General features: G+C 73.5%; 25 protein-coding genes. 8 read left to right on the forward strand and 17 right to left on the reverse strand.

Annotation, left to right across the window (positions count from 1 at the left end; translation table 11 throughout):
* Positions 1–60: 60 nt before the first annotated feature.
* Together pgsA and rimO are read right to left on the reverse strand one after the other, a co-directional pair.
* Positions 61–678: a CDP-diacylglycerol--glycerol-3-phosphate 3-phosphatidyltransferase gene (pgsA, locus tag ABD993_RS21400; protein ID WP_345421257.1), complete on the reverse strand. Its 618-nt coding sequence runs from the start codon at positions 676–678 to the stop codon at positions 61–63.
* The gene (rimO, locus tag ABD993_RS21405) at positions 675–2,117 is read right to left on the reverse strand and encodes a 30S ribosomal protein S12 methylthiotransferase RimO (protein WP_345421260.1); all 1,443 of its coding nucleotides are present in this window, start codon (positions 2,115–2,117) and stop codon (positions 675–677) included. The genes pgsA and rimO overlap by 4 nt, the downstream gene beginning before the upstream one ends.
* Positions 2,118–2,175: 58 nt before the next feature.
* Here rimO and ABD993_RS21410 point away from each other — a divergent pair, with 58 nt between their 5' ends.
* From ABD993_RS21410 to ABD993_RS21425, 4 genes are read left to right on the forward strand one after another with little or no spacing between them, the layout of a single operon-like run.
* The gene (locus tag ABD993_RS21410) at positions 2,176–2,673 is read left to right on the forward strand and encodes an amino-acid N-acetyltransferase (protein ID WP_345421263.1); all 498 of its coding nucleotides are present in this window, start codon (positions 2,176–2,178) and stop codon (positions 2,671–2,673) included.
* Positions 2,670–3,326, forward strand: coding sequence for an ankyrin repeat domain-containing protein (locus ABD993_RS21415; RefSeq protein ID WP_345421265.1), 657 nt, complete (start codon positions 2,670–2,672; stop codon positions 3,324–3,326). The genes ABD993_RS21410 and ABD993_RS21415 overlap by 4 nt, the downstream gene beginning before the upstream one ends.
* 30 nt (positions 3,327–3,356) lie before the next feature.
* On the forward strand, positions 3,357–4,163 hold the full coding sequence (locus ABD993_RS21420) for a helix-turn-helix domain-containing protein (RefSeq protein ID WP_345421267.1): 807 nt from the start codon (positions 3,357–3,359) through the stop codon (positions 4,161–4,163).
* A gap of 23 nt (positions 4,164–4,186) precedes the next feature.
* Positions 4,187–4,663, forward strand: coding sequence for a tRNA (cytidine(34)-2'-O)-methyltransferase (locus ABD993_RS21425; RefSeq protein ID WP_345421270.1), 477 nt, complete (start codon positions 4,187–4,189; stop codon positions 4,661–4,663).
* On the opposite strand, the gene ABD993_RS21430 is transcribed toward ABD993_RS21425, so the two are convergent.
* The 7 genes from ABD993_RS21430 to thyX form a co-directional block, all read right to left on the reverse strand.
* Complete coding sequence (locus tag ABD993_RS21430) at positions 4,632–5,444, reverse strand: YceI family protein (RefSeq protein WP_345421273.1); 813 nt, start codon at positions 5,442–5,444, stop codon at positions 4,632–4,634. The two genes, ABD993_RS21425 and ABD993_RS21430, sit on opposite strands and share 32 nt — an antisense overlap.
* Positions 5,445–5,621: 177 nt before the next feature.
* Entirely contained in the window at positions 5,622–8,237 is a 2,616-nt protein-coding gene (locus tag ABD993_RS21435; RefSeq protein WP_345421276.1) for a DNA translocase FtsK, read from the reverse strand.
* 97 nt (positions 8,238–8,334) lie between these two features.
* Positions 8,335–10,008 carry a ribonuclease J gene (locus tag ABD993_RS21440; protein ID WP_345421324.1) on the reverse strand — a complete coding sequence of 558 codons (1,674 nt, stop codon included), beginning with the start codon at positions 10,006–10,008 and terminating at the stop codon, positions 8,335–8,337.
* 163 nt (positions 10,009–10,171) lie between these two features.
* Positions 10,172–11,164 carry a 4-hydroxy-tetrahydrodipicolinate synthase gene (gene dapA / locus ABD993_RS21445; RefSeq protein WP_345421279.1) on the reverse strand — a complete coding sequence of 331 codons (993 nt, stop codon included), beginning with the start codon at positions 11,162–11,164 and terminating at the stop codon, positions 10,172–10,174.
* A gap of 39 nt (positions 11,165–11,203) precedes the next feature.
* Positions 11,204–11,830, reverse strand: a complete 627-nt coding sequence (locus ABD993_RS21450) for a TIGR03085 family metal-binding protein (protein ID WP_345421282.1) — start codon at positions 11,828–11,830, stop codon at positions 11,204–11,206.
* 124 nt (positions 11,831–11,954) lie between these two features.
* A complete protein-coding gene (locus ABD993_RS21455; RefSeq protein ID WP_345421285.1) occupies positions 11,955–12,713 on the reverse strand; it encodes an endonuclease/exonuclease/phosphatase family protein in 759 nt (252 codons plus the stop codon).
* Between the two features lie 41 nt (positions 12,714–12,754).
* Positions 12,755–13,507 carry an FAD-dependent thymidylate synthase gene (gene thyX / locus ABD993_RS21460; RefSeq protein ID WP_345421288.1) on the reverse strand — a complete coding sequence of 251 codons (753 nt, stop codon included), beginning with the start codon at positions 13,505–13,507 and terminating at the stop codon, positions 12,755–12,757.
* A 121-nt stretch (positions 13,508–13,628) separates the two neighbouring features.
* Between thyX and ABD993_RS21465 the strand changes: the two genes are divergently transcribed.
* Positions 13,629–14,132 (forward strand): toxin-antitoxin system HicB family antitoxin, encoded by a 504-nt coding sequence (locus tag ABD993_RS21465; protein ID WP_345421290.1) that lies wholly within the window; start codon positions 13,629–13,631, stop codon positions 14,130–14,132.
* Positions 14,129–15,034, forward strand: a complete 906-nt coding sequence (locus ABD993_RS21470) for a DUF4097 family beta strand repeat-containing protein (protein ID WP_345421293.1) — start codon at positions 14,129–14,131, stop codon at positions 15,032–15,034. Before ABD993_RS21465 ends, ABD993_RS21470 begins: the two co-directional genes overlap by 4 nt.
* 49 nt (positions 15,035–15,083) lie before the next feature.
* Here the strand turns inward: ABD993_RS21470 and ABD993_RS21475 are convergent, their stop codons facing one another.
* Both ABD993_RS21475 and ABD993_RS21480 read right to left on the reverse strand, forming a co-directional pair.
* Positions 15,084–16,304 (reverse strand): winged helix-turn-helix domain-containing protein, encoded by a 1,221-nt coding sequence (locus tag ABD993_RS21475; protein WP_345421296.1) that lies wholly within the window; start codon positions 16,302–16,304, stop codon positions 15,084–15,086.
* Between the two features lie 35 nt (positions 16,305–16,339).
* The gene (locus ABD993_RS21480) at positions 16,340–17,299 is read right to left on the reverse strand and encodes an EamA family transporter (RefSeq protein WP_345421299.1); all 960 of its coding nucleotides are present in this window, start codon (positions 17,297–17,299) and stop codon (positions 16,340–16,342) included.
* Positions 17,300–17,365: 66 nt separating this feature from the next.
* Here ABD993_RS21480 and ABD993_RS21485 point away from each other — a divergent pair, with 66 nt between their 5' ends.
* Positions 17,366–17,893, forward strand: a complete 528-nt coding sequence (locus ABD993_RS21485; RefSeq protein ID WP_345421301.1) for a GNAT family N-acetyltransferase — start codon at positions 17,366–17,368, stop codon at positions 17,891–17,893.
* Here the strand turns inward: ABD993_RS21485 and dapB are convergent.
* Both dapB and ABD993_RS21495 read right to left on the reverse strand, forming a co-directional pair.
* Positions 17,879–18,613, reverse strand: coding sequence for a 4-hydroxy-tetrahydrodipicolinate reductase (dapB, locus tag ABD993_RS21490; protein ID WP_345421304.1), 735 nt, complete (start codon positions 18,611–18,613; stop codon positions 17,879–17,881). The two genes, ABD993_RS21485 and dapB, sit on opposite strands and share 15 nt — an antisense overlap.
* Positions 18,610–19,614 (reverse strand): ABC transporter substrate-binding protein, encoded by a 1,005-nt coding sequence (locus tag ABD993_RS21495; protein WP_345421307.1) that lies wholly within the window; start codon positions 19,612–19,614, stop codon positions 18,610–18,612. Before ABD993_RS21495 ends, dapB begins: the two co-directional genes overlap by 4 nt.
* 72 nt (positions 19,615–19,686) lie before the next feature.
* On the opposite strand from ABD993_RS21495, the gene ABD993_RS21500 reads away from it, so the two are divergent.
* A complete protein-coding gene (locus ABD993_RS21500; RefSeq protein ID WP_345421310.1) occupies positions 19,687–20,454 on the forward strand; it encodes a helix-turn-helix transcriptional regulator in 768 nt (255 codons plus the stop codon).
* Here ABD993_RS21500 and ABD993_RS21505 read toward each other — a convergent pair.
* The 4 genes from ABD993_RS21505 to rpsO form a co-directional block, all read right to left on the reverse strand.
* Positions 20,444–20,920, reverse strand: coding sequence for a DUF456 domain-containing protein (locus tag ABD993_RS21505; RefSeq protein ID WP_345421312.1), 477 nt, complete (start codon positions 20,918–20,920; stop codon positions 20,444–20,446). The genes ABD993_RS21500 and ABD993_RS21505 overlap by 11 nt on opposite strands.
* 162 nt (positions 20,921–21,082) lie before the next feature.
* Positions 21,083–22,351: a M16 family metallopeptidase gene (locus tag ABD993_RS21510; RefSeq protein WP_345421315.1), complete on the reverse strand. Its 1,269-nt coding sequence runs from the start codon at positions 22,349–22,351 to the stop codon at positions 21,083–21,085.
* 77 nt (positions 22,352–22,428) lie between these two features.
* Positions 22,429–24,675, reverse strand: a complete 2,247-nt coding sequence (locus ABD993_RS21515) for a polyribonucleotide nucleotidyltransferase (protein ID WP_345421318.1) — start codon at positions 24,673–24,675, stop codon at positions 22,429–22,431.
* Between the two features lie 195 nt (positions 24,676–24,870).
* Positions 24,871–25,140: a 30S ribosomal protein S15 gene (gene rpsO, locus ABD993_RS21520; RefSeq protein ID WP_345421321.1), complete on the reverse strand. Its 270-nt coding sequence runs from the start codon at positions 25,138–25,140 to the stop codon at positions 24,871–24,873.
* Between the last annotated feature and the right edge of the window lie 303 nt (positions 25,141–25,443).

Below are 25,443 nucleotides of genomic sequence, written 5' to 3' on the forward strand. Positions count from 1 at the left end.
CACCGCGATCGGCGGACATCCACCCGCCCACCGCGTCAACAACCTCTGCGGCGGCGACAGCTAGCCGACGGCGGCCCGGCGCAGGCGCAGCGCGCGGTAGACGTAGTCCAGCCCGGTGACGACCGTGAGCACGATCGCGGCCGCCATGAACGCCCAGCGGACGGCGTCCAGCGCGAGGACCGGCCCGGCCAGCTCGGTGAGCGGGAGCACGAACAGCCCGATCGCGACCGTCTGGACCAGCGTCTTCAGCTTGCCACCGCGGCTGGCGGGGATCACCCCGAGGCGCAGCACCCAGAACCGCAGCAGGGTGACGCCGACCTCCCTGCCGAGGATCAGCACGGTGATCCACCACGGGAGGATCCCGAGCACGGACAGCCCGATCAGCGCCGCGCCCATCAGCGCCTTGTCGGCGATCGGGTCCGCGATCTTGCCGAACGAGGTGACCAGGCCCCGCCTGCGGGCGATCTCGCCGTCGAACCGGTCCGTGATCGCCGCGACGGCGAACAACAGGAAGGCCCCGAACCGCCAGCGGACGTCGTGCCCGTCCGCCACCAGCAGCGCGGCCAGGAAGAACGGGACGAGGACGATCCTGATCCCGGTCAGAACGTTCGCCAGGTTGAGCACCGGCACCGCGTCCTCCGGCGGGGGCACGTGCTCCTCCGCCGGCACGGCACTCATCCCGCGACCGCCGCGACGAGGCCGGAGGCCTCCACCTCGACCGCGAGGGCCCGCACGACGAGGTCGGCGCCCTCGGAGTCGACCACCTCGGCGCGCACGAACGAGCCCGGCTCGAGCGGCACGTCCCCCGCCACGAACACACACTCGCCGTCCACCTCCGGCGCCTGGTGCGCGGCGCGGCCGACGGCGTCCTCGGTGTCCGACTCGGCGGTCTCCACCAGCACGACGACCTCGGTGCCGATCCGGTCCTCCGCCCGCTGCGCCATCAGCTCGTCCACCAGCGCGGTGATCCGCTCCACGCGCGCGGCGACCTCCTCGGGCTCCAGCTTGCCCTCGTAGCCCGCGGCCTCGGTGCCGTCCTCGTCCGAGTAGCCGAAGACGCCGACGGCGTCCAGCCGCGCGCCCGTCAGGAAGGTCTCGAGGTCGGCGAGGTCCTCCTCGGTCTCCCCCGGGAACCCCACGATCACGTTGCTGCGGATCCCCGCCTCCGGCGCCGCGGCACGGATGCGCGCGCACAGGTCCAGGAAGTCCGGGACGGAGCCGAAGCGGCGCATGCGGCGCAGCATTGAGGCCGACGCGTGCTGGAACGACAGGTCGAAGTACGGCGCGACCCCGTCCGTGGTCGCGATGACCTGCAACAGGTCCGGGCGGGTCTCGGCGGGCTGCAGGTAGGACACCCGCACCCGCTCGATGCCGGGGATCGCGGCGAGCCGGGGCAGCAGGTCCACCAGCGCACGGGTGCCGCCGGGCAGGTCCTTGCCGTAGGACGTGGAGTTCTCGCTGACCAGCACCAGCTCGCGGACGCCCTCGCCCGCCAGCCACGCGGCCTCGCCCAGGATCTCCTCGGGCCTGCGGGAGACGAACGATCCGCGGAAGGACGGGATGGCGCAGAAGGCGCACCGCCGGTCGCAGCCGCTCGCGAGCTTCAGCGAGGCGACGGGGCCGGACTGCAGGCGGGCGCGCGGGACCCACTCGTGCCCCGGGATCGCCCGCTCGGAGGCCTGGCGCTCGACCGGCGCGATGGGCAGCAGCGTGCGGCGGTCGACGGGGACGTGGGAGATCGGGGCGTGCCCGTCCAGCACGTCCTGCAGGCGCTCGGCGAGCTCGGGATAGGCGTCGAAGCCCAGCACGGCGTCGGCCTCGGGGAGGTTGTCCGCGAGCTCCTTGCCGTACCGCTCGGCCATGCACCCGACCGCGACGACCTTGGCCCCGCGGTTCCGCGCGACGTCCGACGCCGACAGCAGCGTGTCGATGGAGTCCTTCTTCGCCTGCTCCACGAAACCGCAGGTGTTGACGACGATGACGTCCGCCTCGTCCGCCTCCGCCAGCTCCCAACCGGAGCCCGCCAGCCTGCCGGCGAGCTCCTCGGAGTCGACCTCGTTGCGGGCGCAGCCCAGCGTCAGCAGGGCCGCCCGACGCGGCGGTTCAGGGGAACTCACGGCACACAGCGTAGACGCCGGGCCGGGCGGCGCGGGCAGGGCGCTAGGCTCCACCGCCATGGCAGCGGTGGCCGTCCGGCGGGCGCGCACCGCCGACGTGACGACGATCAAGTCCCTCGTGGACAACTACGCGGGCAAGGTGTTGCTGGCCAAGGAGATCGTCACGCTGTACGAGGCCGTGCCGGAGTTCCTGGTCGCCGAGGTGGACGGCGCGGTCGTGGGCTGCGGCGCGCTGCACGTGCTGTGGGAGGACCTCGGCGAGATCCGCACGGTCGCGGTGCACCCGTCGGTCCTGGGCCGCGGCGTCGGGCACGCGCTGGTCTCCGCGCTGATCGATGGCGCCCGCGAGATCGGGCTGCGCAGGCTGTTCGTGCTGACCTTCGAGAAGCACTTCTTCGGCGGGCACGGTTTCGTCGAGATCGACGGCACGCCGGTGTCCCAGGAGGTGTTCGCGGCGATGCTGCGCTCCTACGATGCGGGCGTGGCCGAGTTCCTGGATCTTGCGCACGTCAAGCCGAACACCCTCGGCAACACCCGGATGATGCTCACCCTGTGAACGCGGTCGAGGCGGTGCGCGCGGGTGATCTCGACCGGCTCGCCGTGCTGCTCGCCGCCGACCCGGGTCTCGTGCACGCCCGCCCGGACGGACAGCGGACCCTGCTGCACGTGCTCGCGGACTGGCCGGGCAACCGGGCGCACGGGCCCGCCACCGCGGCGGCGCTGGTCGCGGCCGGGGCGGACGTGGACGCGCGGTTCGTCGGGGCGCACCGCGAGACCGCGCTGCACTGGGCCGCGAGCAACGACGACGTCCCGCTGGTGGACGCCCTGCTGGACCTCGGCGCGGACATCGACGCGGACGGAGCGGTCATCGCGGACGGCACGCCGCTGTCCGACGCCGTCGCGTTCGCGCAGCGGGCCGCCGCGGCGCGGCTCGTCGAGCGCGGGGCGACGGTGCGCCAGGCCGAGGCGGCCGCGCTCGGGCTGGTGGACCTGCTGGACTCGGTCGACGATCTCGACCTCTGCTTCTGGTACGCCTGCCACGGCGGCAGCCGGGCGGCCGCGGAGCTGCTGCTGGCCCGCGGCGCCCGCCTCGACCACGTGCCGGGGTGGGAGCGGCTGACCCCGCTGGACGCCGCCGAGCGCGCGGGAGCCGCGGAGCTCGTGGCGTGGCTGCGCGGCCGTGGGGCCCGGCGCGCGTCCGAGCTCTGAGGGACGGCTCGGGCGCTACCCTTCGTCGGCATGACGGCGGAGTTCGTGTGGGCGCGGCCGTCGGCCGCCCTGCGACCCCTCGTCGACCTCTACACCGGGTACCGGACGCCCGCCGCGGCGCCGGGGACCCACATGGGTGTGCCCGGCGGGCACCTCACCCTCCTGCTGTGCCTCGACGGCACCGTCGACATCGCGCGGACGCCGGACCCGGGGCGCTCCCCCGGCTCGTTCACGAGCATGGTCGGCGGTCTGCACGACTCCCCCGCGGTGATCGCGACGGGCCCGGCGCAGACCGGCCTGCAGCTGCGCCTGACCTGGCTCGGCGCCCGCACCCTGCTGGGCACGCCGGCGAGCGCGCTGAGCGGGGACGTCGTCGGGCTGGGCGACCTGATCGGGCCGCGGGCCGACCGGCTGGTCGCCCGGCTCGCGGAGGCCCCGACCTGGCGCGGCCGCTTCGCCCTGCTCGACGCCGCCCTGTCCCGCCTGGCCGCCGACGCCCGGAGCCCCGATCCCCGCCCCGAGGTCGCGCGGGCCTGGGCCCGGCTCGCCCGGACCGGCGGCACCCTGCGCATCGAGGAGCTGGCCCGGGAGGTCGGGTGGAGCAGGCGGCACCTCGCGCTGCAGTTCCGCGGCGAGACCGGCCTGACCCCCAAGTCCGCGGCCCGGGTGATCCGCTTCGAACGGGCCTGCGACCTGCTTCGCGCACCGCACCGGCCCGCCCTCGCCGACATCGCCGCGACCTGCGGCTACGCCGACCAGGCCCACCTCGCCCGGGACTTCCGCGAGCTCGCGGGCCTCACGGCCACCGCGTGGCTGGCCGAGCGCCCGGCCCGGTGAGGCTCGTCTGGCACGCTGACGTGGTGTTCCGGATCGCCTTCCACGCCCCCGAGATCCCGCCCAACACCGGCAGCGCGATCCGGCTCGCCGCCAACACGGGCGCGGAGCTGCACCTCGTCGAGCCGCTGGGGTTCTCACTCGACGAGCGCAGCGTGCGCCGGGCCGGACTCGACTACCACGAGCTGGCCGACCTGCACGTGCACGCGGACTACCCGGGGCTGGTGGCGGCGACCGCCCCCGCGCGGATCCTGGCCTTCACCACGAACGCGGAGCGGCTGTACACCGATGTCGCGTACGTCCCCGGGGACGTGCTGCTGTTCGGCTCCGAGTCCGTGGGGCTGCCCGCCGAGGTCGCGGCCGCGGCCACCGACCGGGTCCGGCTGCCGATGGTGGCCGGATCCCGGTCGTTGAACCTGGCGAACGCCGCCGCCGTCGCCGTCTACGAGGCATGGCGGCAGCAGAGCTTCACTACTGCCGGACGGCCTGCACGTCCAGCGTGATCTCGATCGTCGACCCGACGACCGGCACGCCCCGGCTGATCGTCTGCTGCCAGTTGAGGGTGAAGTGCTCGCGGTGCAGCTCGGCCGTGGCGACCGCGCCCGCGCGCTGTCCGTTCCACTCGGCCATGCCGAGGAACATGACGTCCAGCTGGACGTCGCTGGTCAGGCCGTGCAGCGTGAGGTCGCCGTCCACGATCCAGCGGTTGCCCGCGCCGCGCCGGAACCGCGTCGAGGAGAAGCGCAGCTCGGGGAAGCGCTCGACGTCCAGGAAGTCCGGGGAGCGCAGGTGGGTGTCCCGCGCGTCCACGTTCGTGTCCACGCTCGCGGACTCGATCACCACGTCCACCGACGAGTCCTCGAACGGCTCGGCGAGCCGGATCTGCCCGCGGAAGCGGTTGAAGCGCCCGTAGACCCGCGACATGCCGATGTGTCGGGCGATGAACCGGACCGACGAGTGGTCCGGGTCGATCGAGTAGACCGCGGGCGGGGGTGGGGTCAGCGACTGGTCGGCGTCCAGGGTCAGGGCGCCCATCTCGGCGTGCTTACCCCATTCGACCTCGATGGTGCCGCCGTTGCCGCGGTAGCCGCCCGCCTCGGCGCGGACCCGGTACTGCCCCGGGACGAGCGCCGCGGTGAAGTAGCCGAACGGGTCCGTGTCCGCGTGGACGATGCGCGTGCTGGTGCGGTCCAGCACCGAGACCTCGGCGCCCGCGAGGGGCCTGCCCTCGGCGTCCTGCACCCGCCCGCTCAGCACCCCTCCCGTGAGCGGGATCGGGAGCATCGCGCTCCGTCCGGTGTCGCCGCGGCGCGACCCCTTGCCTCGCTTGCTCCAGAACATCCATGCCCTTCCGACGTGCGTGTGCCGGGGGGACACTCAACCAGAGGCGGTCACGAAACGGTGACGCCGAGGGCCCGGTTGTGGGAGTGCCCACACCGTTTTCGCTGGTAGAAGGCTCAACTACTCATCGTCGTCGCTACCGGGAGCCTCGCCGCCCCCGCCGCGCAGCAGCCAGATGACGCTCTCCAGCTCCTCCGGCTTGATCAGCACGTCCCGGGCCTTGGACCCCTCGGACGGCCCCACGATCCCGCGGCTCTCGAGCAGGTCCATCAGCCTGCCCGCCTTCGCGAAGCCCACGCGGAGCTTGCGCTGCAGCATCGAGGTGGACCCGAACTGCGAGGTCACGATCAGCTCGGCCGCCTGCACCAGCACCTCGAGGTCGTCTCCGATGTCCGGGTCGATCTCCTTGGCCTCACCCTGCTTCTGCACGGTGACGCCCTCGAGGTACGTCGGCTCCGCCTGCTCCTTGGTGAACGCGACGACCTCGGAGATCTCCTCGTCCGAGATGTAGGCGCCCTGCATGCGGACGGCCTTGGAGGCGCCCATCGGCAGGTAGAGCCCGTCCCCCATGCCGATCAGCTTCTCGGCACCGGGCTGGTCCAGGATGACCCGCGAGTCGGTGAGCGAGGACGTCGCGAACGCCAGCCGCGACGGCACGTTCGTCTTGATCAGACCCGTGACGACGTCCACGGACGGCCGCTGGGTCGCCAGCACGAGGTGGATGCCCGCCGCACGGGCCTTCTGCGTGATCCGGACGATGGCGTCCTCGACGTCTCGCGGCGCGGTCATCATGAGGTCGGCGAGCTCGTCGACGATGCAGAGGATGTACGGGTACGGCCGGTACTCCCGCTCGCTGCCCAGCGGCGCGGTGATCTCGCCGGAGCGGACCTTGCGGTTGAAGTCGTCGATGTGGCGGACCCGGTTGGCCTGCATGTCCTGGTAGCGCTGCTCCATCTCCTCCACGAGCCAGGCCAGCGCGGACGCGGCCTTCTTCGGCTGGGTGATGATGGGCGTGATCAGGTGCGGGATGCCCTCGTACGGCGTGAGCTCGACCATCTTCGGGTCGACGAGGATCATCCGCACCTCCTCCGGCGTGGCCCGCTGGAGCAGCGAGACCAGCATCGAGTTCACGAAGCTGGACTTGCCGGAACCGGTGGAGCCCGCGACCAGCAGGTGCGGCATCTTCGCCAGGTTGGCGCAGAGGAAGTGGCCCTCGATGTCCTTGCCCAGCCCGATGACCATCGGGTGCTGCTCGGCGCGCGCGGTGCCGGAGCGCAGCACGTCGCCGAGGCGGACCATCTCGCGGTCGGAGTTGGGCACCTCGATGCCCACCGCGGACTTGCCAGGGATCGGCGCGAGGATGCGGACGTTGTCGGTGGCCACCGCGTAGGCGATGTTCTTCGTCAGCTGGGTGATCTTCTCGACCTTCACGGCCGGGCCCAGCTCGATCTCGTACCGGGTGACGGTCGGGCCGCGGGTGAAGCCGGTGACCTGCGCGTCGACGTTGAACTGGTCCAGCACGCCGGTGATGCGCTCGATCATCTCGTCGTTGGCCGCCGAGCGGACCTTCGGCGGCGGGCCGGTCTCCAGCATGTCCGCGGGCGGCAGCCGGTACTCGCCCTCGGAGACGGGCTCGCGGATCGCCATCGACATCTGCTCGCCCTCGGCGGGGATGTCCTCCGCCGGCGGGGTGGCGACGATCGCGGCCGGGTCGGGACGCTTGGGCTTCGGGGCCTTCTCCGGCTCCGGCTCGGACTTGGCCCGCGGCGGGACGGGGACGTAGATCTCCTCCGGCTCCGCGGGGGCGGGCGGCTCGTCGTCGGAGGCGTCCGCGCTCGCGGCCTGACGGCGGCGGGACGGGCGGCGCCGCGCGGGCGGCTCCTCCTCGGCGAGCGGCTCGTCGTCGGCGTCGTCGACGTCCTCGGCGTCCTCCTCGCCCTCGGGGTGGACCTCGGGCTTGCCGAGCAGGCGCCGGACGCGGTTGGGGACCTCGCGCACGGGCGTGGCCGTGAGCACGAGGAACGCGTAGAAGCTGAGCAGCAGCAGCACCGGCACCGCGATCCAGCCGGTGAGCCCGCTCTTGAGCGGGGTGGCGGCCACGTACCCGATCGCCCCGCCGCCCGAGGACCACAGCCCGGGATCGTTCGGCGAGCCGGAGAACAGGTGGACGAGCCCGAGCACGCCGAGGGTGAGCAGCAGCGTGCCGACGGCGATGCGCGGCCGGGCCTCCGGGTGCGCGGGCGTGGTCATCAACACGATGCCGACGATCAGCAGGATGACCGGCAACAGCACCCCGGCCAGCCCGAACACCGCGCCGACGCCCGCGGAGAACCCGCTGCCGACGGGGCCGCCCGCCCCCCACCAGATGCCCGCCGCGGAGATCACGGCGAGCACGATGAACAGCACACCCCGCCCGTCCCGGCGGTGCGCGGGATCGATCTCGCGGGTCCGCCCCGCGGCCCGGCCCGCGGACTTCGTCATCTTGACGACGCCGCGGCCGACCGCGTCGATGCCCTTGTCGATCAGGTCCGGCTGCTTCTTCGCGGGAGCGCGCTTCGCGGCCGGACGCTTGGCGGGGGCCCGCTTCGCCGGCGTCCGGGACGTGCTCGACCGCGACCGCGAGGACGACGACCGGGAGGACGAGCGCGACGACGACGAGGCGCGCGGCCGACCGGATCCGGCCGTCGCCCACGCGTCCTCGCTCGCGGCCCGCCCGGCCGCCCCTCGTCCCGCCATGTCGCCCACGGTAGTCGCGGAACCCGACGAAACCGGTGACCGCCACACCCCACCCCGGCCGGGTGTCCGACTCGGAGGGCGAGTCGGACGCGGGCCGTCAGACGGCGATGACGGTCGGGACGATCATGGGGCGGCGGCGGTAGGTCTCGCCGACCCACTTGCCCACGACCCGGCGCACCGACTGCGCGACCCGGTGGGGGTCGGTGATGTTGTCGTTCTCGGTGCGGGACAGCTCGTCCTCCACCAGCGGCAGCACCGAGTCCAGGGCCTTCGGGTCGTCCGAGAAACCGCGGCCCGAGAGCGTCGGGCGGCTCACCGCACGGCCGCTCTGCTTGTCGATGACCACCGTGATCGAGATGAACCCGCCCTCGCCCAGGACCAGCCGGTCCGACAGCGTGGAGTCGCCGATGTCCCCGACGAGGTTGCCGTCGACGTACACCCGGCCCACCTCGACGCGCCCGGTGATCGCGGCGCGGCCGTCCACGAGGTCCACCACGACGCCGTCCTCGGCGATCACGACGTGCTCCTCCGGCACCCCGGTGGCCACCGCGAGCGCCTTGTTCGCCCGCAGGTGGCGCCACTCGCCGTGCGCGGGCATCACGTTCGACGGCCGCACAGCGTTGTAGAGGAACAGCAGCTCACCGGCCGGGGAGTGCCCGGAGACGTGCACCTTCGCGTTGCCCTGGTGCACGACCTTCGCACCGAGCCGGGTCAGCCCGTTGATCACGCCGAAGATCGCGGTCTCGTTGCCGGGGATCAGCGAGCTGGCCAGCACGATGGTGTCCTCGGGCCGGATCACGACGCTGCGGTGGTCCCCGCGCGCCATCCGGGACAGCGCGGAGAGCGGCTCACCCTGGGAGCCGGTGGAGACCAGGACGAGCTGGTCGTCCGGCAGCTTCATGGCGTCGTCGAGGTCCACGAGCAGGCCGTCCGGCACGTTGAGCAGCTCCAGCTCGCCGGCCAGGGCCATGTTGCGGACCATCGACCGGCCCGCGAAACAGACCTTGCGGCCGTGCTCGACGGCGGCGTCGAGGACCTGCTGCACGCGGTGCACGTGCGAGGCGAAACAGGCCACGATGATCCGGGACGGCGCCTTGGCGAAGACGTCCGAGATCACCGGGCCGATCTCGCGCTCCGGGGTGACGAAGCCGGGGACGTCCGCGTTCGTGGAGTCGACGAGGAACAGGTCCACGCCCTCGTCACCGAGGCGGGAGAAGCCTGCGAGGTCGGTGAGCCGGTCGTCGAGCGGGAGCTGGTCCAGCTTGATGTCGCCGGTGTGCAGGACCAGGCCCGCGGGGGTGCGGATGGCGACGGCCAGCGCGTCCGGGATGGAGTGGTTGACCGCGAAGTACTCGCAGTCCCACGGCCCGTGGTGCAGCCGGTCGCCCTCCTTCACCTCGAGCAGGTGCGGGGTGAGGCGGTGCTCCTTGCACTTCGCCGCGACCAGCGCGAGCGTGAAGCGCGAGCCGACGATCAGCAGGTCCGGCTTCTGCCGCAGCAGGAACGGCACGGCGCCGATGTGGTCCTCGTGGCCGTGCGTCAGGACCAGCACGTCGATGTCCTCGAGCCGGTGCTCGATGGCGCGGAAGTCCGGCAGGATCAGGTCGACGCCGGGCGAGTCGTCGCTCGGGAACAGCACTCCGCAGTCGACGACCATGAGCCGGTCGCCGTACTCGAAGACCGTCATGTTGCGGCCGATCTCGCCGATGCCGCCGAGTGCGTAGACGCGCAGGGCGCCGTCGGGGAGGACGGGCGGCGGTCCGGCAGGCAGCTCGGCCGGGTTGGTGACCTCCGGCGGCGGCGCCGCCGGGCGGTCCTGCGGCCGGTCCCGGCGACCCCGGGATCGGTTCCGCCGGTCGTTGCGGGAGGTGGGGCGAGTCAAGTGAGGTGCTCTCTTCTTCGTGCGGAGGGGACCCGAGGTCAGCGCCGGACTTCTACCGGTAGGCGACCTCGGCCCCCAGATCTGTGGTCGTACGGGTGCCCAGGGCGCCGTGGCCCGGGCCGGAGACTCGGGTGTGCGGGACGCGGTCGGGGTCCAGCGCGACACCGCCCGCCATGAGGTCGGCGGCGATCAGCGCGACCTGCTCGTCCGTCGCGGGCGGCAGCGGGAGCCGCGGCTCCCCGACGTCGATCCCGCGCAGGCGCAGCGCGGTCTTGGAGAACACCGCCCCGCCGACGCGGCCCATGGCGCGCAGGATCGGGATCATGGCGTAGTGCAGCGCGCGGGCCCGGTCGTGCTCCCCCGCCTCGTAGGCCGCGAGCATCGCGGCGAGCCGGTCGGCGACGACGTGCCCGATCACGGACACGAACCCCACGGCCCCGACGGACAGCCAGGGCAGGTTCACCGGGTCGTCCCCGGAGTAGTACGCGAGCGTGGTGGTGGCCAGCACCTCGGTGCCGACGCGCAGGTCGTTGCGCGCGTCCTTCACCGCGACGATCCGCGGGTGCTGGGCGAGCCGCTGCAGCGTCTCGAGCTCGATCGGCACCACCGAGCGCGGCGGGATGTCGTAGAGCATCACCGGCAGCTCGGTGGCGTCCGCGACGGCGGTGAAGTGCAGGACCAGCCCGTTCTGCGGCGGACGGGAGTAGTACGGCGTGACGACGAGCAGCCCGTCCGCCCCCGCCTTCTCCGCCTGCCGCGCGAGCCGGACACTGTGTGCGGTGTCGTAGGTCCCCGCCCCGGCGACGACGGTCGCCCGGTCCCCCACCGCACCCACGACGGCCCGGACCAGCTCGGCCTTCTCCTCGTCGCTGGTCGTGGGGCCCTCGCCGGTCGTCCCGTTCACGACGAGCCCGTCGTTGCCGAGATCGACCAGGTGCGTGGCGAGCTCCTCGGCCTTGGCCAGGTCCAACCGCCCGTCCGCCGCGAACGGGGTGACCATGGCGGTCAGCACCTGGCCGAAGGGGCGGGCGGGCGTGGGGCTCATGGGGGTGACGGTACCGCCCCGCCCCCGTGCGCCGTCGCGCTACAGCCCGCGCGGGGCCGCTTCGTAGGCTTCGACGTCCGCGGGGAGGCCCTCGATCTCGACCCGGGTCTCCGAGCGGCCGAAGAGGTGCAGGAGCAGCTCACCGGGCTCGCCGACCAGGGTGACCAGGCCGGAGCCCGTGCGGAGGACCTGGGTGGCACCCTCGGGGCGGCGGACGACGACGCCGACGGGGCTGCGGCGCAGGGCCATCCGGCCGGTGCGGGTGACCAGGGCCCAGAGCTCGGTGTCCCGGTCCGGGTCGGCGGGCCGCGGCTCCCAGCCGGGGATGCCGCGGCGGGCGTCCTCGTGGTGGACGAAGAACTCGGCGCCGTTGGCGACCTCGTCCAGCTTCGCGATCCGGAAGGGCGACCAGGCCGGGGCGCCCGCGCGCAGCTCGGCGACCATCTCCGACCAGGGCGTGTCCTCGTAGCCCGCCATGACCTTCTCGGTCAGCGGCGCGAGCAGGGGCACGACGATCCCGCCCGACGCCCACGGCTGCCGCTCCCGGACGAGGAGGTGCGCGAGCAGGTCCCGGGTGGTCCAGCCCTCGCACAGGGTCGGTCGGTCCGGCCCCAGTTCGGCCAGGGTGTCGGACAGGGCGGCACGTTCCGCGACGGCGAGGCTCACAGCGTCGACGCTAACCGTCCGCAGGCCCCGGTGCTCGTTGCCGTGGTGCCGTGGATCACCTCGCGGTGGTGGAGCGGGGGCCGGGGGCAGGCGTCCTCCGGTGACCGAGGCTCTCGGAGTGGCCCTACCTCCAGCGACAGGGCCCGACGGTCGCGGTGACGGCGTCGTGGTCCGAGCCCGGCAGCGGGAGGTGCAGCGGGTCGTCGCCGCACCAGCCCCGGCTCACGAACACGTGGTCGATACGCAGGAGCAGCGGCCGCCAGGTCGTGACCTGGGTGGGGCCCTGTCGGGTGTCGCGGACCGCGTCGGTGAGCGCGCCCGCCATCACGCGGTAGTCGCGGCCGCGGTCGGTGGTGTTCAGGTCCCCCGCCAGCACCACCGGGCCCGGCTCCGCCGCCACCTGGGCGGCCAGCGCCACCATGATCCGATGGTGCTCGACGGGCGTGACCTGGTACCCGCGGTCGGTGATCCAGGGCCGCGGGACGTGGAGGGCGTAGAGCGTGAACGGCACCGGCGCCTCGACGCGCACCCGGCCGCCCGGCAGGTCCCGGCCCGCCTTCTCCAGCACCCGCAGCGGGAAGCGGCTGTAGACCGAGACGTCCCCGGTGCCCCCGAACACCGAGTACCGGTAGCCGTCGGCCAGGCGCCGGTGCGCGCCGAAGGACGTCTCGCTCAGCACCGTGACGTCCGCGGGATCCGCGAGCAGCGCGCACCGTCGCCAGGCCAGGGCGAGGGCCCCGAGCACGACGAGCACGGGCAGCAGGATCGCGACCACGTCCCCCACCGGACCGGTGTGGTCGCGCAGGAGGAACCACAACCAGGGTGCGCCGAGGGCCGCGACCGGCCCGGCGAGGCCGGACCGTCGGTGCGGGCGCTGGAGCACGGGCTGCCTCTCGCCGGAGCGGGCGGACCCGCGTGAGCCCGCTAGCCCTCCGCCACGAACGGGCTGCTCGCGACCTCGGTCCCGTCCTCCAGGGTGTTGATCTCGAAGTCCCGGAAGACGTTCGGCACCGCCGCCTGCAGCTGCTTGAGCACCTCGACCGCCAGCGCGCGGATCTCGACGTCCGCGTGCTCCGAGGCGCGCATCGCGATGAAGTGCCGCCACGCGCGGTAGTTGCCGGTGACGACGATCCGCGTCTCGGTGGCGTTGGGCAGGATCGCCCGGGCCGCCTGCCGGGCCTGCTTGCGGCGCAGGGTGGCGTTCGGGACGTCCGCGAACCGCTTCTCGAGGCCCTCCAGGAGGTTCTCGTAGGCCTTGACCGAGGCCTCGGCGGCGTCGAGGAACATCTGGTGGAGCTCGGGGTCGTCCGCGATGACGTCCGGCTCGACCATCGCCGCGTCCCGCTCGGGGACGTAGCGCTGCGAGAGCTGCGAGTACGAGAAGTGGCGGTGCCGGATCAGCTCGTGGGTCAGCGAGCGCGATATCCCGGAGAGGTAGAAGCTGACCGTGCCGTGCTCCAGCACGGACAGGTGCCCGACCTCGAGGATGTGCCGCAGGTAGCCCTCGTTCGTCGCCGTCCGCGGGTTCGGCTTCGTCCAGGACTGGTAGCAGGCGCGACCGGCGAACTCGGCCAACGCCTGGCCGCCGTCCGCGTCGGTCTCCCACGGCACGTCGTCCGGCGCGAAGAACTCGGTCTTCGCGACGAGCTGGACCTTCGGCGGCACGGTCTCCGGCATGCGGGCAGCCTAACCGCCGGGACCGACACGACCGGCGCGGCGTCATCGTGACAGCAGATCGACAGCAGATCGACAGCAGATCGACATTGCGCGGCGTCAAGAGTGACGCCATAGTGGCGTCATGGACATCGGCCACTACGTCACGCAGCTGCGGGAGGACCTCGCGTCCGCCGCCGCCGCGGGGGACGAGCAGACCCAGCGCACGGCCGCGCTGCTCGGCGCGGCCATCGAGCCCGCGGCGCGGCTCGCGATCATGAACGCCCTCTCCGACCTGGCCGCCGAGGTCACCGCGGAGCTGGGCGACCGCACGGTGGAGGTCCGGCTGGACGGGCGGGACGTCCGCGTCGCCGTCACCGGCACCACCTCGCACGAGCCCGAGCCGCCGCGGTTCACCCCGCCCGGCGCGGACGCGGGCGACATCAGCCGGATCACCCTGCGGATGGTCGAGCAGATCAAGGCCCAGGCCGAGCAGGCCGCGCAGGCCCAGGGCGTCTCGCTGAACTCCTGGGTCTCCCAGGCGGTGCAGGGCGCGCTCGCGGGCGGGAAGCGCGGCTGGGACAAGCGCGGCTGGGGCGACGAGCGGGACGGCGGAGACGGTCGGCTGAAGGGGTGGGTGCAGGGATGACCGAGCAGCCGCAGGACCTGGGCAGGCAGGACGCGTGGCCGTGCAGCGAGGCCGCGGAGATCGAGATCGGGATCGACGTCGGGCGGGTGCGGGTCGAGCTCAACGACTCCGCCACCGAGGTCCGCGCCGAGATCCGGCACGATCCGCACGGCGACAGCCCCTGGGAGCAGGGGCTCACCGGCATCCTCAACTGGCTCGGCTCCGCCACCGGTGAGGCGACCGGCGATCCCGGCGCCGCCGCGGTGCGCGCCGCCGAGCTGAGCTGGGACGCCGCGGCCCGACGGCTGGTGGTCCGCTCCACCCGGGACCTCCCGCTGCGGGTGGTCCCCCTGTCCGTGACCGTCTGGGCGCCCGCGGGCTCCCGCCTCGCGGTCCGCACCGGCGCGGGCGACGTGTCCGTGGCCGGGCGCGCCGGCTGGGCCGCGGTGCGCACGGGCTCGGGGTCCGCCCACCTCGACGAGGTCTCGGGGTCCGCCGAGGTCACCACCGGTTCCGGCCGGGTGGAGCTGGGGATCGTCGGGGCGGACGCCAGGATCCGCACCGGTTCCGGCGGGATCTCGGTCGCCTCGCTCGGCGGCGCGACCACGATCAAGGCGGGCAGCGCGGACGTCACGCTCGGCGAGCTGCACGGCGACCTCACGCTCAAGACCGGCTCGGGGGACGTCGTGCTGGCGGACGCCCACTCCGGCACCGTCGACCTCACCACCGGCTCCGGTTCGCTGCGGGTCGGGGTGCACTCGGGCGTGGCCGCGGAGCTGGATCTCACCTCCGGCTCGGGCAAGGCGCGCAGCGACCTGGACGTGGGCGCGGTGGCCCCCACCGACACCCCGCCCCTGCGGATCACCGGCCGCACGGGCAGCGGCGACATCCTGGTGACGCGCGCGGCGACCGTCGGCGTCTGACCCTCGTGTGGCACGAGCACCCTCCGGTGGTGCTCGTGCCACACGGGCGTCAGCGGGCGCGGGTGAGCGCTCCGGCGAGGTCGCCGCGCGGCATCACCTCGACGGCATCCAGCTCCAGCCACTCCGCCATCACGTCCAGCTCGGCCAGCAGCTCCGCGGCCACTCGCGCCGAGGCGACCCCGGGCTCGGCGAAGGCGCCCTGCACGCGCAGCACCCCCGCCGCGCGGTCGGCCTTGAGGTCGACCCGGGCGACCAGCTCGCCGTCCAGCAGGAACGGGAAGACGTAGTAGCCGAACTCCCGCTTCGGCTCCGGGACGTAGATCTCGATGCGGTAGCGGAAACCGAAGATCCGCTCGGTGCGCTCCCGCTCCCAGATCAGCGGGTCGAACGGGCACAGCAGCGCCCGGCCCTCGATCCGCCGCGGGACCGTGGCCGTGGGCCACCGGTACGCGGGGGCGGGCCAGCCCTTCACCGCCACCGGCTCCAGCTCCCCCGCCTCGACCAGCTCGGCGACCGCCCGCTGCGAGTCGGCCGGGCCCAGCCGGTAGTAGTCCCGCAGGTCCGGCTCGGTCCCGATGCCCAGCGCGAGCGCGGAGCGGCGGATCAGGCCGCGCGCGGCCTCGGCGTGGTCCATCGGGTGCGCGGCCAGCACCTCGGGCGGCAGCACTCGCTCGGGCAGGTCGTACATCCGCTGGAAGTTCACCCGGGTGCCGGTGGTGAGCGCCCCGAGCCCGAACAGGTACTCGCAGATCCGCTTCACCTCGGACCGTTCCCACCAGGTGACCCCGGGCGGGCGGCCCTCCGAGCCGAGGGCGCGCTCCAGTGCCCCCGCGCCGACCGGGCCGAGCTCCTTGACCGCGGCCAGCACCTCGTCGACCAGCCCGGACCGCCGCTCGGCCAGCTCGGCGTAGTGCCGCCACCAGCCCGGCCGCTTGGCCCCGGAGAGCAGCAGCGGCCAGTCCGCCACCGGCAGCAGGCTCGCCTCGTGCGCCCAGTACTCGACCATCATCCGGGGCCGGCGCGCCGAGTCCGCCCAGGCGGCGGAGTCCAGCAGCGCGCGCGGGTACGCCCCGAGCCGGGAGAACAGCGGCATGTAGTGCGCCCGCACCGCGACGTTCACCGAGTCCAGCTGCAGCAGCTGGGTGCGCCCGAGCACCCGCGCGAGATGCCGCCGGGTCACCGGGCCCGCGGGGCGGGGGTCTCCGAAGCCCTGCGCGGCGAGGGCGGTGCGCCGCGCCACGTCTGCCGAGAGTGTCCGCACCCCACGCATGCTGCCACCCACCCCCGACAGTTCCGTGCGGGTGATCAGGGCGTCGAGCGGGGCGGCGGGTCCGGGACCGGCTCGAGCACCCGCCCGTCGTCGCGCGGCCTGCGCTCCGCCCGCACCACCAGCACCACGGCGACCAGCACGATCCCCCCGCCCAGGACCTGCAGCAGCGAGAACCGCTCGTCGACCAGCAGCACCCCGAGCAGCACCGCGATCACCGGGTTGACGTAGGCGTAGGTCGCGACGGTCGAGACGGGCAGGCCGCGCAGGGCGATCGCGTAGCCGCTGAACCCGCCGAGCGTCGCGAGCACCGCGGCCGCCCAGAACCACCACGTCGACGCGGGCAGCACGGTGGGATCGACCCGACTGCCCACCGCGGCCCCGACCGCCAGCATGATCACCCCGCCCGCGAGCATCTGCACCGCGGCCAGGGCGAACGGGTTCGGCGGGACCGGCAGGCGGGTCGTCGCGAAGGTGCCGGTGGCCCAGCCCAGCCCGGCCAGCACGACCAGCCACGGCCCCCACCACGCACTGCCCGCGGTGCCACCGGAGCCCGGCCCGGCGAGGACGAGGACCCCGAGCCCGACCAGCCCCACCAGGACACCGACGAGCGTCGCCGGCGACGGCCGGTCCCCCGTCACCGTCCGCAGCACGGCGATGTACAGCGGGACCACCGCGAGCAGCAGCGCCGCCAGCCCTGAGGGGATCTGCGTCTGGGCGACGGCGACCAGCCCGTTCCCCCACGCGGGCAGCAGCAGGCCCGACAGCAGGGTCGTGAGCAGCTGCGGGCGCGTCATCCGCAGCCCCCGCGGGCCCGCGACGACCAGCACCAGCGCCGCCAGCGTCCCTCCGGCCACGAGGAACCGGACACCACCCGCGAGCAGCGGCGGGACGTCGGCGATGATCAACCTGTTCAGCAGGTAGATCGATCCCCAGAGCAGGTAGACCGAGCCCAGCGCGAGCCAGGCGGTCCGCAGCGGCGCTGAACGTCTGTTCACACGGGCCGACGCTGCCACGTCGGGGCCGCCCGGGCCAGGCGAGGTGAGGCAGGGTACGAATTGCCCATGGCCCTCGCCTCGGTCCGCCCCGCCGTCGACACGGACGTCGACGAGATCGTCCGCATCCAGGCCGAGACCTGGCGCCTGGTCTACGCGGACCTCCTCCCACCCGCCGCCCTCGACGCACTGACCAGCGAGGACGCCCGCGGCACCTGGCAGGACGCCGTCGCCGCCGGGGAGCCGTACCACGTGCTCGTCGCGCTGGAGGGCGAGTGGACGGTCGGCTTCTGCGCCGCCGCCCACTACGCCGGGCAGGACGGCCTGGCGATCGCGGAGATCAGCACGCTGCTCGTCGAGCCGCGGTGGGGCAGGCGCGGACACGGCGGGCGGCTGCTCGCGGCGGCGGGCGCGGCCCTGCGCCGCGCGGGCTCACGGGAGGGCCGGGCCTGGGTGCCGGAGGCGGACACCGCCTCCCGGCGCTTCTACGAGCGGGCGGGCTGGGCCGCGGACGGCGCGGTCCGCACCCTCGACACCGGCGAGGGCACGGTCCGCGAGGTCCGGCACACGGGCACGCTCGACCTACAGGCCGAGTAGCGGTTCCAGGCCGAAGGTGAGGCCGGGCCGCGTCGGCACCGCGCGGACGGACATCAGCACACCCGGCATGAACGAGGCCCGGTTCGCGCTGTTGTGCGAGATCGTCAGCGTCTCCCCCGCCTCGCCGAGGATGACGTCCTGCTGCGCCACCACGCCCGGCATCCGGATGGCGTGCACGTGGATCCCGTCGACGACCGCGCCGCGCGCCCCGTCCGGGTCGCTGGTCGTGGCGTCCGGCACCGGCCCGAGCCCCGCCTTCGCGCGCGCCTGCGCGACGAGGGTCGCGGTGCGGGCCGCGGTGCCCGACGGCGCGTCCACCTTCTTCTCGTGGTGCGCCTCGACGATCTCGACGGACTCGAAGAAGGGGGCGGCGATCGCCGCGAAGTGCATCGTCAGCACGGCGCCGACGCCGAAGTTCGGGGCGATCAGGACGCCGAGGTCCGTCCCCGCGAGTATCTCCCGGACCGCCGCGAGCCGCTCGTCGTCGAACCCCGACACCCCGACGACGGCGTGCTTGCCCGCGCCGAGGACGTACCGCAGGTTCTCCATGACGACGTCCGGCCTGGTCAGGTCCACCACGACGTCCGCGGGGGCGATGCCGGAGATCGGGTCGCCGGAGCCGATCTCCGCGACCAGCTCCAGGTCGCCCGCGGCGCGGACCGCCGCGACCGCCTCGGACCCCATCCGCCCCTTCGCCCCCAGCACCGCCACTCGGATCATGCGGGCGAGCCTACGGGCCGGGTCTCCGGGTTCCCCGCCACGGCCTCGTCGAGCAGCGGGACCAGGGTGTCCAGCACGTAGGGCAGCGAGAGCGGGCTGGTGAAGTAGATCGCGCCCGCCAGCACGCCGTCGGTGAAGGCGAGGTTCCCGCCCTGCACCGGGGTGAGCGACCGGTAGAGCGGCTGTGCCTCCAGTGCGGTCCGCGCCTCGGCGTCCTCCGTGGCCCAGAGGAGCACCGTCGCCGAGTTCAGCACGCCGAGGCTCTCGATCGGGATGTAGGCCTGCTGGGTGTCGCCCTCCGGGGCGAAGCGGTCGATGTCCGCGGGCACGGTGAAGCCGAGGTCGGTCAGGAAGTCCGTGGACAGGCCGTCCTGGTAGGCGATGGCCTGGCCATCGTAGTAGGGCGCCTGGAGGAAGACCGCCGGGACGCCGCGGAACTCGGGGTGGGCCGCGGCGGCCTCCGCGAAGCGTTGCTTGATGCCGTCGACCAGCGCGGCGGCCTCGGGGCCCCTGCCCAGCGCCCGGCCGATCAGCAGGGTCTGGTCGTCCCATGGGGCGAAGTAGGCGCTGCCGCCCGCGGGCTGTGCGACGGTCGGGGCGATGGCCGCGAGCCGGTCGTACCGGGCCCGGTCCAGCCCCGCGTTCGTCGCGACGATGAGGTCCGGGCGCTGGGCGGCGATCGCCTCGAAGTCCGGGCCGTCCGCGGCGGTGAGCACGGTCGGGGTGGCCGAGCCCAGCTCGTCCCGGGCCCACGGCCAGGTCGCGTGGGGCTGGTCGCCGTACCAGTCCGTCACCGCGACGGGCGTGACGCCGAGCGCCAGCAGCGTGTCCTGCTCCGTGTACCCCGCGCTCACGACGCGCTGGGGGTTCGGCGGGACGGTCGTGCTCCCGAACGCGTGCGTGACGGTCACCGCCTCGGGAGCGGCCGCCTGCGGGGCGGGAACGGAGCAGCCTGCCAGGACCACGGCCGTGGCGATGAGGACGAACGCGGGGAGTCGCACATTGGTGAGGCTAACCTCAGCTACGCTGCGACACCTACCAGCTCAGCGCTCACACCACCCCAGGGAGCAGCCATGACCCTCGCGGCAGCGGCCCCGCCCTACGAGGGCCACGACGGCGAGGACGTCCTCGACATGTGGATCTGCCGGTTCGGTCCGTCCGAACCCGGAGGGTGGGGCCCGCACCGACATCGGCAGCACCAGATCGCGTGGGTCAGCGAGGGCCTGACCACGGCGGTCGTCGAGGGGCGGTCCTGGGTGCTCCCGCCGACCCGGGCGCTGTTCATCCCGGCACACGCGGTGCACGACACGACCAACCGGCCACCCGCGGCCCTGCACTGCCTCTACGTGTGGCCGCGCGCCTGTCCGCTGGGCTGGACCGCGCCGACCGTGATCGGGGTCGGGCCGCTGCTGCGCGAGCTGCTGCTCGCCCTGTCCGGCCCCGACCTGCAGCGCGTCGAGGACTCGGCGCGCTCGCTGTTCTTCGGCCTGGTCGGGACCGTGTCGGACCGGGGCGTCGAGGTGCCGATGCCCACCGACCGTCGAGCCCGGGTGGTCGCGGAGACGTTGTCCGCCCGCCCCGCCGACCCCCGCTCGCTCGACGAGTGGGCGCCCGCTCTGGGCACGAGCGTCAGCACCCTGCGGCGGGCCTTCTCCGACACCGGGATGACCTTCACGGACTGGCGCACGCAGGTGCGGCTGCGGGCGGCACTCCCCCTGCTGGCCGACGGCGTGCCGGTCGCCGCCGTGGCCCGCCGCGTCGGCTACGCGTCCCTCAACGGATTCGTCGACGCGTTCCGCCGCCACTTCGGGCACACGCCCGCGGCCCACTTCAGGCCATGACCAGGCCCACGATCCACGCGGCGGTCATCAGCAGGGCCGCGGCCAGCTCGATCACGATGCTCCACCCCACCGCGCGCAGGGCGTGCTTCGTCGACGGCCAGGCCGCGGCGGAGCTGCCGAGGCGGGCGAGCTCGGCGAGGTAGACACCGAGCACGAACCCGAGGAACAACCCGACCACCGGGATCACGAAGAACCCGATGATCCCGAGCACGGCGCCGAGCAACAGCGACCGACCGGGCACGCCCGCGTCCTTGAGCTGCTTGCCGGGGACCAGGTACTTGACGACGGTCCCGAGCACGAGCAGGGCCGCGGCGACGCCGACGACCCACCAGCCGAGCGCGTCCCCCCGCGGGATCCCCCACACCGCCACACCGGCGAGCACCACGATCAACCCGGGCAGGACCTGGGAGACGACACCCACCAGTCCGACGACGATCAGCAGGCCCGCGACCAGCGACAACACCACGTGATCAGCCTACTCACCCGACGCGGGCCGCAGGCTCCCCGACGACCGGGCCCGGACCCGATGTCCGACTCACCCGGCGGGAGTGGGGAACTCGCGCGTCGGAAGTGGGGGACTCGCGGACACTCCCGCGAGTCCGACACCACGGTGGGTTCGACGGTCGGGTCAGGCCAGGTCGTGGAGGGCGGCGGGGAGGTCTTCGGGGGTGTCGAAGGGGCCCACGACCGCGGCGGTGAGGTCCTGGGTCAGCAGGTCCCGGGCCAGGTCGGCGACCTCGGACGGGGTGACGGCGTCGATCCCCTCGAGGGTCTCCGACAGGGTGCGCCTGCGGCCGTGGTCCAGCTCGGAGCGGCCGAGGCGGTTCATCCGCGAGGCCGTGTCCTCCAGCCCCAGCACCGTCCCGCCGCGCAGCGAGCCCTTGGCCCGCAGCACCTCGGCCTCGGTGATCCCGTCCGCCGCGGCGCCCGCGAGCACGTCCCGCACCACCGCGACGACCTCGCCGAGCCGCTCCGGCGCGCAGCCCGCGTAGACCGACCAGGTCCCCGCGTCCGCGTACGACACCTGCGACGAGTACACCTGGTAGGCCAGCCCGCGCTGCTCACGGACCTGCTGGAACAGCCGCGAGCTCAGCCCGCCGCCGAGCGCGGTGTTCAGCACCGCCAGCACGGGCCGCCGCGGGTCGTGTCGGTCCAGCGCCGGGACGCCGAGCATGAGGTGGGCCTGCTCCGAGTCGTCCGTGCGCAGTGCGAGGCCGCGCCGAGCCGGGAGCCGCACCCCGCCCCCGGGGCGCGGGGTGACCGGCGGGGCGTCCGGCCAGTCCCCCAGTGCCTTCGCCGCCAGGTCCACGATGTGGTCGTGGTCGAGATTGCCCGCGGCCGCGACCACCATCCGCGGCGCGGTGTACTCGCCGCGCCAGAAGTCGAACAGCGTGTCCCGCGCCATCCCGCGGATCGACTCCTCGGAGCCGATCACGGGAAGGCCGAGCGCATGGCCCGCGAGCAGGGTCTCGTCGAACAGCTCGCCGAGCAGGTCCTCGGGATCGTCGTCTCGCATGGCGATCTCTTCGAGGACGACCCCGCGCTCGAGCTCGACGTCCGTGTGGGCGAGCTCCGCGTTCGTGACGACGTCCGCGAGGACGTCCAGCGCGAGTGGCACGTCCTCGTCCAGGACGTGCGCGTAGTAGCAGGTGTGCTCCTTGGCGGTGAACGCGTTCAGCTCGCCGCCGACCGCGTCCATCTCCTCGGCGATGCCCTGCGCCGTGCGCCGCCCGGTGCCCTTGAACAGCAGGTGCTCCAGGTAGTGCGCCGCGCCGGCCTGGTCCGGGCGCTCGTCCCGGGAGCCGATGGGCAGCCAGATCCCCAGCGCGACGGAGCGCACCCCCGGCACGTGCTCGGTCAGCACCCGCACCCCGGAGGGCAGCACGGTGCGCCCCACACCTCCCTCGAACGCACGAACGGCACTCTTGTGCGGACCTACCGCACAAGAGTGCCGTTCGTGCGAAGCGGGAGTGCTCAGCTGGAGACCTCGGCGGGCTCCGTCGCGTCCTGGGGCGCCTCGGCGGGGGCGTCCGCGGACGCGCCCTCCTCGACGACCGGGATCAGCGAGATCTTGCCGCGGTTGTCGATGTCGGTGACCTCGACGCGCAGCTTGCTGCCCACCGAGACGACGTCCTCGACCTTGCCGATCCGCTTCCCGTTGCCGAGCTTCGAGATGTGGACAAGCCCGTCCTTGCCGGGGACCAGCGAGACGAAGGCGCCGAAGGCGGCGGTCTTGACGACCGTGCCGAGGAACCGCTCGCCGATCTTCGGCAGCTGCGGGTTGGCGATGGCGTTGATCATGCCGATCGCCTCCTCCGCGGAGGGCCCGTCCGCGGCACCGACGTAGATGGTGCCGTCGTCCTCGATGGAGATGTCGGCGCCGGTCTTCTCGGTGATCGAGTTGATCATCTTGCCCTTCGGGCCGATGACCTCGCCGATCTTGTCGACGGGCACCTTGATCGCGGTGACCCGCGGCGCGTAGGTGCTCATCTCGTCCGGCCCGTCGATGGCCTCCTGGAGGACCTCCAGGATGGTCAGCCGGGCGTCCTTGGCCTGGTTCAGCGCGGCGGCCAGCACCTCGGACGGGATGCCGTCGAGCTTGGTGTCCAGCTGCAGCGCCGTGACGAACTCCGACGTGCCTGCGACCTTGAAGTCCATGTCGCCGAACGCGTCCTCCGCGCCCAGGATGTCGGTGAGCGCGACGTACTGGGTCGTGCCCTCGACGGTGTCGGAGACCAGGCCCATCGCGATGCCCGCGACCGGCGCCTTGAGCGGCACACCGGCGTTGAACAGCGACATCGTGGAGGCGCAGACCGAGCCCATCGACGTCGAGCCGTTGGAGCCGAGAGCCTCGGACACCTGGCGGATCGCGTAGGGGAACTCCTCGCGCGTGGGCAGCACGGGCAGCAGGGCCCGCTCCGCCAGCGCGCCGTGGCCGATCTCGCGGCGCTTCGGCGACCCGACGCGACCGGTCTCACCGGTCGAGTACGGCGGGAAGTTGTAGTGGTGCAGGTAGCGCTTGTGCGTCTCCGGCCCCAGCGAGTCGATCTGCTGCTCCATGCGGAGCATGTTCAGCGTGGTGACGCCCATGATCTGGGTCTCGCCACGCTCGAAGATCGCGGAACCGTGCGCCCGCGGGACGACCTCGACCTCGGCCGAGAGCGGCCGGATGTCGGTGAGCCCACGGCCGTCGATGCGGACCTTGTCGGTGAGGATGCGCTGGCGCACGAGCTTCTTGTTGAGCGACCGGAACGCGGCGCCCAGCTCCTTCTCGCGGCCCTCGAACTGCGCCCCCAGCGACTCGAGCACGGAGAGCTTGACCTCGTCCGTCTTCGCCTCGCGCTCCTGCTTCGGCCCGATCGCCAGCGCGGCGGCCAGGTCCTTCGACGCGGCCTTCTCGACGGCGGAGAACGCGTCCGGCTGGTAGGCCGGGTACGTCGGGTAGTCGCGGGTCGGCTTCGCGGCGACGTCCGCCAGCTGCTGCTGGGCGATGCACAGGCTGCGGATGAACGGCTTGGCCGCCTCCAGGCCCTGCGCGACGATCTCCTCGGTGGGCGCCTGCGCGCCGCCGGCGACGAGCTCGATCGTCTCGGTGGTGGCCTCGGCCTCCACCATCATGATCGCGACGTCGTCTCCGACGATGCGGCCCGCGACGACCATGTCGAACACGGCGCGCTGCAGGTCCTCGTGCTGCGGGAAGGCGATCCACTGGCCGTCGATCAGGGCGACGCGGACGCCGCCGATCGGGCCGGAGAACGGCAGGCCCGCGAGCTGCGTCGACGCCGAGGCGGCGTTGATCGCGAGCGCGTCGTACGGGTCCTGCGGGTCCAGCGAGAGGACCGTGACGACGATCTGGATCTCGTTGCGCAGGCCGTCGACGAACGACGGGCGCAGCGGCCGGTCGATCAGGCGGCAGGTCAGGATCGCGTCCGTACCGGGGCGACCCTCGCGGCGGAAGAACGAGCCGGGGATCTTGCCGATCGCGTACATCCGCTCCTCGACGTCCACCGTGAGGGGGAAGAAGTCGAAGTGCTCCTTGGGCTGCTTCGACGCCGTGGTGGCGGACAGCAGCATGGTCTCGTCGTCCAGGTAGGCGACGACGGATCCGGCGGCCTGGCGCGCGAGGCGCCCGGTCTCGAACCGGATGGTGCGGGAGCCGAAGCTCCCGTTGTCGATCACTGCGGTCGTCTCGTGGACGCCGTCGTTCTCGGGGTCGGTCATGAAGTGGGGTCTCTCCTTCGTGAGAGCTCGTGCCACCTCTGCCGGGATCCTCCGCGGAGCCGGTCATCGATCGAAGCCCTCGGAGCCTCTGCTCCGGGAGCCACTACCGAGGACCGGCGGATCTGTTCGGTCTAGAGGGTGGCGGTGTATCGAGTTGTGGACCCGGGGGCCGGCGGACCGGCCCCCGGGGTGTGCTCAGCGGCGCAGGCCGAGCCGCTCGATCAGCGACCGGTAGCGCGCGACGTCCACGGACGCCAGGTACTTCAGCAGCCGGCGGCGGCGGCCGACCATGAGGAGCAGACCACGACGGCTGTGGTGGTCGTGCTTGTGCATCTTCAGGTGCTCGGTCAGGTCGCTGATCCGCTTGGTCAGCAATGCGACCTGCGCCTCGGGCGAGCCGGTGTCCCCTTCGTGGGTGCCGTACTCGTCGAGGATCGTCTTCTTGTCTGCGGCGGCGAGAGCCACGGTTCTCCTTCGCGGGTGGTGACGTCCGTGGGGCCCGCACCCCTCCTGGGGCGGGTGGCCGGAACGGCCGCCACGGACTGCAGCCGAACCCACGCACGAGGCTACCAGCGCGCCCCGGGCGAGGTGTCCGCGGGCCACCCGGTCGTGCCTGGTCCGGGCCGGTGGGACGGGGTGCACCGGGGGTCGCGTCAGCCCGCCGCGGCGCGCCGCAGCAGGGCCGCGATCTCCGGGAACGCCGGGCCCAGGGCCGCGGCCGCCGCCACCCGCCGGGCGGGCCCGGCGACCGCGCGCTGGGCGTCGGCC

It is taken from the genome of Pseudonocardia xishanensis, from assembly GCF_039541715.1.
GTDB classification, from domain to species: Bacteria; Actinomycetota; Actinomycetes; order Mycobacteriales; family Pseudonocardiaceae; genus Pseudonocardia; species Pseudonocardia xishanensis.

Bases quoted from the DNA above. Each gene is read 5' to 3' on its own strand.
- ABD993_RS21485 (WP_345421301.1), top strand. From the start codon at position 17,366: ATGGCCCTCGCCTCGGTCCGCCCCGCCGTCGACACGGACGTCGACGAG.
- ABD993_RS21435 (WP_345421276.1), bottom strand. From the start codon at position 8,237: ATGGCGGGACGAGGGGCGGCCGGGCGGGCCGCGAGCGAGGACGCGTGG.
- ABD993_RS21515 (WP_345421318.1), bottom strand. From the start codon at position 24,675: ATGACCGACCCCGAGAACGACGGCGTCCACGAGACGACCGCAGTGATC.
- ABD993_RS21420 (WP_345421267.1), top strand. From the start codon at position 3,357: ATGACGGCGGAGTTCGTGTGGGCGCGGCCGTCGGCCGCCCTGCGACCC.
- dapB (WP_345421304.1), bottom strand. From the start codon at position 18,613: ATGATCCGAGTGGCGGTGCTGGGGGCGAAGGGGCGGATGGGGTCCGAG.
- ABD993_RS21430 (WP_345421273.1), bottom strand. From the start codon at position 5,444: ATGCTCCCGATCCCGCTCACGGGAGGGGTGCTGAGCGGGCGGGTGCAG.
- ABD993_RS21410 (WP_345421263.1), top strand. From the start codon at position 2,176: ATGGCAGCGGTGGCCGTCCGGCGGGCGCGCACCGCCGACGTGACGACG.
- ABD993_RS21500 (WP_345421310.1), top strand. From the start codon at position 19,687: ATGACCCTCGCGGCAGCGGCCCCGCCCTACGAGGGCCACGACGGCGAG.
- pgsA (WP_345421257.1), bottom strand. From the start codon at position 678: ATGAGTGCCGTGCCGGCGGAGGAGCACGTGCCCCCGCCGGAGGACGCG.
- ABD993_RS21475 (WP_345421296.1), bottom strand. From the start codon at position 16,304: ATGCGTGGGGTGCGGACACTCTCGGCAGACGTGGCGCGGCGCACCGCC.
- dapA (WP_345421279.1), bottom strand. From the start codon at position 11,164: ATGAGCCCCACGCCCGCCCGCCCCTTCGGCCAGGTGCTGACCGCCATG.
- thyX (WP_345421288.1), bottom strand. From the start codon at position 13,507: ATGCCGGAGACCGTGCCGCCGAAGGTCCAGCTCGTCGCGAAGACCGAG.
- ABD993_RS21465 (WP_345421290.1), top strand. From the start codon at position 13,629: ATGGACATCGGCCACTACGTCACGCAGCTGCGGGAGGACCTCGCGTCC.
- ABD993_RS21470 (WP_345421293.1), top strand. From the start codon at position 14,129: ATGACCGAGCAGCCGCAGGACCTGGGCAGGCAGGACGCGTGGCCGTGC.